Raw genomic sequence first — 4,136 nt, 5'->3', positions numbered from 1 at the left:
GGCGGGCCGTGACGTCCCCGGTAGCCCGCAGGCTATCGCCGCCGGCAGCATCGCCACCGCCGCCACCGCCGCCACCGCCGGCACCGGCGGGGCGGGCGGCAGCCGTGCCGAGGCGGCGGATCCCATGGGTGTGCTGCTGCGTCGGGCGCTGGCCGCGCTGCGGCCCCGGTAAGGGCGGCTGATGGACGTCGAGGGGCTGGTCTCGCCGGTGGCCGAGCCGCAGGAGCGTGCCTTCGAGGCGGGCCTGCGGCCGGGGACACTGGCGGAGTTCATCGGCCAGCAGAAGGTCCGCGAACAACTAATGATCATGCTTGAGGGGGCGCGGGCCCGCGCGCGTCCGCCCGACCACGTCCTGCTGTCCGGGCCGCCGGGGCTCGGCAAGACCAGCCTGGCCATGATCATTGCCCGGGAGATGGCGGTCCCGCTGCGGATGACCAGCGGGCCGGCGGTCGAACGGGCCGGGGATCTGGTCGCGATCCTCACCGCGCTCGCCCCGGGCGAGGTGCTCTTCCTCGACGAGATCCACCGCATCGCGCGTCCCGCCGAGGAACTGCTCTACGCCGCGATGGAGGACTTCCGGGTCGACGTCGTGCTGGGCAAGGGCCCCGGCGCCACCGCGATCCCGCTGGAGATCGCCCCGTTCACCCTTGTCGGCGCGACCACCCGCTCCGGCCTGCTCACCGGGCCGCTGCGCGACCGGTTCGGCTTCACCGCCCACATGGACTTCTACGGCACCGACGAGCTGATCGACGTGCTGGTCCGCTCGGCGGGGCTGCTCGGCGTGCGCCTCACCGACGACGGCGCGGCAGAGGTCGCCGGCAGGTCACGCGGAACCCCTCGGATCGCCAACCGGCTGCTGCGACGGGTGCGTGACTACGCCGAGGTACGGGCGGACGGGGTCGTCACCCGTGAGGTCGCCCAGGCCGCCCTGCGCGTCTACGACGTCGACGCGCTCGGCCTGGACAGGCTGGACAGGGCGGTGCTGGAGGCACTGGTACGCCGCTTCAACGGCGGCCCGGTGGGCCTGGCGACCCTGGCGGTGGCGGTGGGGGAGGAGCCGGACACGGTCGAGGAGGTGGCCGAGCCGTTCCTGGTCCGCGCCGGCCTGCTCGCCCGGACCCCCCGGGGGCGCATCGCCACCCCGGCCGCCTTCACCCATCTTGGCCTCGACCCGGTCGAGGGCCTGCTGGGCCGTTCCCAGGCTCCGCTCCCCCTCACCGACGGCGACGGTTGAGCCCCTTCGCCGACGACGGCTGGGCCCCGTCGCCGGTGACGGCTGGGAGCGGTGGACGCCCGCCGGTTTCCCCGGCGCCGCGGTTCCTTCGCCACCCTTTGGTGGCGTTGGCCGGACGCGGTCCCGACGGGGCCCCTGGCGTCGGGAGCCTCGCGGCCGGTACGTACCATCGGCCGCACGACATGGGAGGACGTGGACGTGCAGGTGATCGTGGTCGCACAGGATGCGGCCCAGAACGGCGGCAGTGGGTTCGGTGGGCTGTTTCCCCTGGTCCTGCTGCTGGCGCTCGTCGTTTTCTTCGTCGTCAGCCAGCGGCGCCGTCAGCGGACCCAGCAGCAGGTCCTGACCTCGCTCGAGCCGGGAGCGCTGGTCGTGACCACCGCGGGGCTGTACGCCACGGTGGTCGAGGTCGAAGACGGTGACGTGTTGTTGGAGGTGGCGCCGGACGTGGTCTGCCGGTTCACCCGCTCCGCGGTCGTCCGGGTCGTCTCCCCGGCGGGAGAGGACGGGGCGCACCACGGCGATCATGATGACCACGACGGCGACGACGACGGCGACGGCGACGACGGCGACGAGGGCGACGAGGGCGACGGCCACCGGGACGAGGACGCCGGGGCGGCTGGTGACCACGGTTCGGGCCGGGCGCCCGTCGACACGACCAAGAGAACGGACGCGACCGGCGGCGGAGAGACGACCGGCGGCGGAGAGACGACCGGCGGCGGAGAGACGACCGGCGGCCACCGGCGGCCGGATGCCGGCAGGTCCGAGGATCCCGGGGAAGCGACGCCGGAGCGGTGAACGGCACGCCGACCAGCACCGGTCACCCGCCGGGGCCGGTCGGCGCCAGCTTCGAGGAACACGTGGATATCGGCGTTACAGATGTGGTATCGGAACGCCCCCGGCATGACAGTCGTTCCGATACCTTGGGCCGATACCTTGGGCGCGGTCGGCACCCGGCCGTGACGGTCCGCATCGGTCCCGCCGGTCGTGGCCGGGCTGGCCGTCCACCGGGCAGGTCCAGCAGGAAATCAGGCAGGAAGCGGCATGAGCGCGACGGCGCGTGACGAAGGGATATCCGTTGGCACGACGGTCAGGGCGACGGCGTAAGGCCTTGAGCCCCGCCTGGTCCCGGATCGGGCTCCTCTTCGGCATCGTGGTGCTGCTCTACGGCTCCATGGCGCTGACGTCCACGTGGACGCCGAAGCTGGGCCTGGACCTCCAGGGCGGGACGAGCGTGATCCTCACGCCCCGGTCGACCGAGCCCGGCAAGGGCGTCGACAGTGGCGCGGTCAACAAGGCCGTCGACATCATCCGGGAGCGGGTCAACGGGCTCGGGGTCGCCGAGGCCGAGGTCAAACGCAACAACACCCAGATCGAGATCTCGGTTCCCGGCCGTGGCCGCAACGACGTCGTCCAACTGGTCGGGCAGACCGCCGAGCTGCGCTTCCGCGAGGTCTACACCTCCGGGGCCGCCATACCGGCCGCGCCGGCCACCCCGCCGGCCGCTTCAGCGGCTCCGACAGCCACCCCGACGGTTCCGGTGCCCGGCGCCACGCACGGGGCACCGGGCGCCGCGTCAGCTCCGCCCGCCGCCACCACCGGTCCGTCCCCGTCCACCACCACCCGGCCGGACGTGGTCGGCTCCGGTCTGCTCGCCCAGGCCGCGCCGACGGCCCCGGCCGGCTCGGTCGTGCCGGCACCGGCCGCCTCGGCGTCACCAGCTCCCGGAGTGCCCCCTGCCGCGGTACCGGCGGCCCCGGGGCAGAGAGCACAGCCCGCCGCCGACACGCCACCGGCCGACGTCGTTGCCCGGTTCGAAAGCCTGACCTGCGCCCCGTCGGACGTGCGCAGCCGGGCGGCCGCCACCGACCGGCCGACGGACTGGGTGGCCTCCTGTGACCGTTCCGGCGCCGTCAAGTACCTGCTGATGCCCGCCACGGTGATCGGCACCGACGTCAAGTCGGCAACGGCCGGGCTCGCCAGCTCCGGCGGCACCACCTCGGTGAGCACCGGCGAGTGGGTCGTCAACGTCAGCTTCACCGGCAGCGGGCAGACGGCGTTCACCAAACTGACCGAGCGGACTCTCGGCAAGCAGGTGGCGATCGTGCTGGACGGGGTGGTGCAGTCGGCCCCGAGCACCAACGACCGGATCGCCGGTGACGCGCAGATCTCGGGCTCGTTCACCCAGTCCAGCGCCCAGGATCTCGCCAACGTGCTGCGCTACGGCGCACTGCCGCTGTCCTTCGAGCAGTCCAGCGCCGAGTCGATCTCCCCGACCCTGGGGCAGGACTCGCTCAACGCCGGCCTGCTCGCCGGCGCCATCGGTCTCGCGCTGGTGACGTTCTACTCGTTCGCGTACTACCGGGCCCTTGGAATAGTCGTGCTCAGCTCGCTGGCGGTGAGCGGGGCGCTGGTCTACGCCTCGGTCGTGCTCCTCGGCGAGTGGATCGGGTTCACCCTCACGCTGGCCGGGATCGCCGGCCTGATCGTGTCCATCGGTGTCACCGCGGACTCGTTCGTCGTCTACTTCGAACGCGTCAAGGACGAGGTCCGCGAGAACCGCACCGTGCGGGTGGCGACCGAGCGGGCCTGGCCGTCGGCCCGGCGGACCATGCTCTCCGCGGACACGGTCTCCTTCCTCGCCGCCGCGGTGCTCTACGTCCTGTCGGTCGGCTCCGTCCGGGGGTTCGCCTTCACTCTCGGGCTGTCCACCCTGATAGACGTTCTGATCATGTTCATCTTCACCAAGCCGGTGGTCACCCTGCTCGTGCGCAGGCCGTTCTTCGCCACCAGCCGCTTCTCCGGCCTCACGGTCGCGGCGGTCCGCGGCCAGCCGGGCGAGGCGGCCGCCCTCGCGCCGGCCCGGCTGGCCAGGCGGGAGCGGGCCGCCCCGGCCCAGGCC

General features: G+C 73.1%; 3 protein-coding genes. All 3 read left to right on the top strand.

The features are described from left to right. Nucleotides 1-181 precede the first annotated feature (181 nt). The gene (gene ruvB / locus NBX02_RS12725; protein WP_250283889.1) at nt 182-1,234 is read left to right on the top strand and encodes a Holliday junction branch migration DNA helicase RuvB; all 1,053 of its coding nucleotides are present in this window, start codon (nt 182-184) and stop codon (nt 1,232-1,234) included. Nucleotides 1,235-1,432: 198 nt separating this feature from the next. After that, entirely contained in the window at nt 1,433-2,032 is a 600-nt protein-coding gene (yajC, locus tag NBX02_RS12720) for a preprotein translocase subunit YajC (protein WP_250283887.1), read from the top strand. Between the two features lie 376 nt (nt 2,033-2,408). Next, nucleotides 2,409-4,136, top strand: a 1,728-nt coding sequence (gene secD, locus NBX02_RS12715; RefSeq protein WP_250291489.1) for a protein translocase subunit SecD, incomplete at its 3' end; no start/stop codon positions are given.

The organism is Protofrankia sp. CiP1_Cm_nod1 (genome assembly GCF_920888515.1).
In the GTDB taxonomy this organism is placed as follows: domain Bacteria; phylum Actinomycetota; class Actinomycetes; order Frankiales; family Frankiaceae; genus Protofrankia.
The sequence above is the reverse complement of the archived record's forward strand: the minus strand, read 5'-3'. Positions and strand labels throughout refer to the sequence as shown.

Excerpts from the sequence above, each read along its gene's own strand:
- ruvB (WP_250283889.1), top strand. The coding sequence starts at position 182 with ATGGACGTCGAGGGGCTGGTCTCGCCGGTGGCCGAGCCGCAGGAGCGT.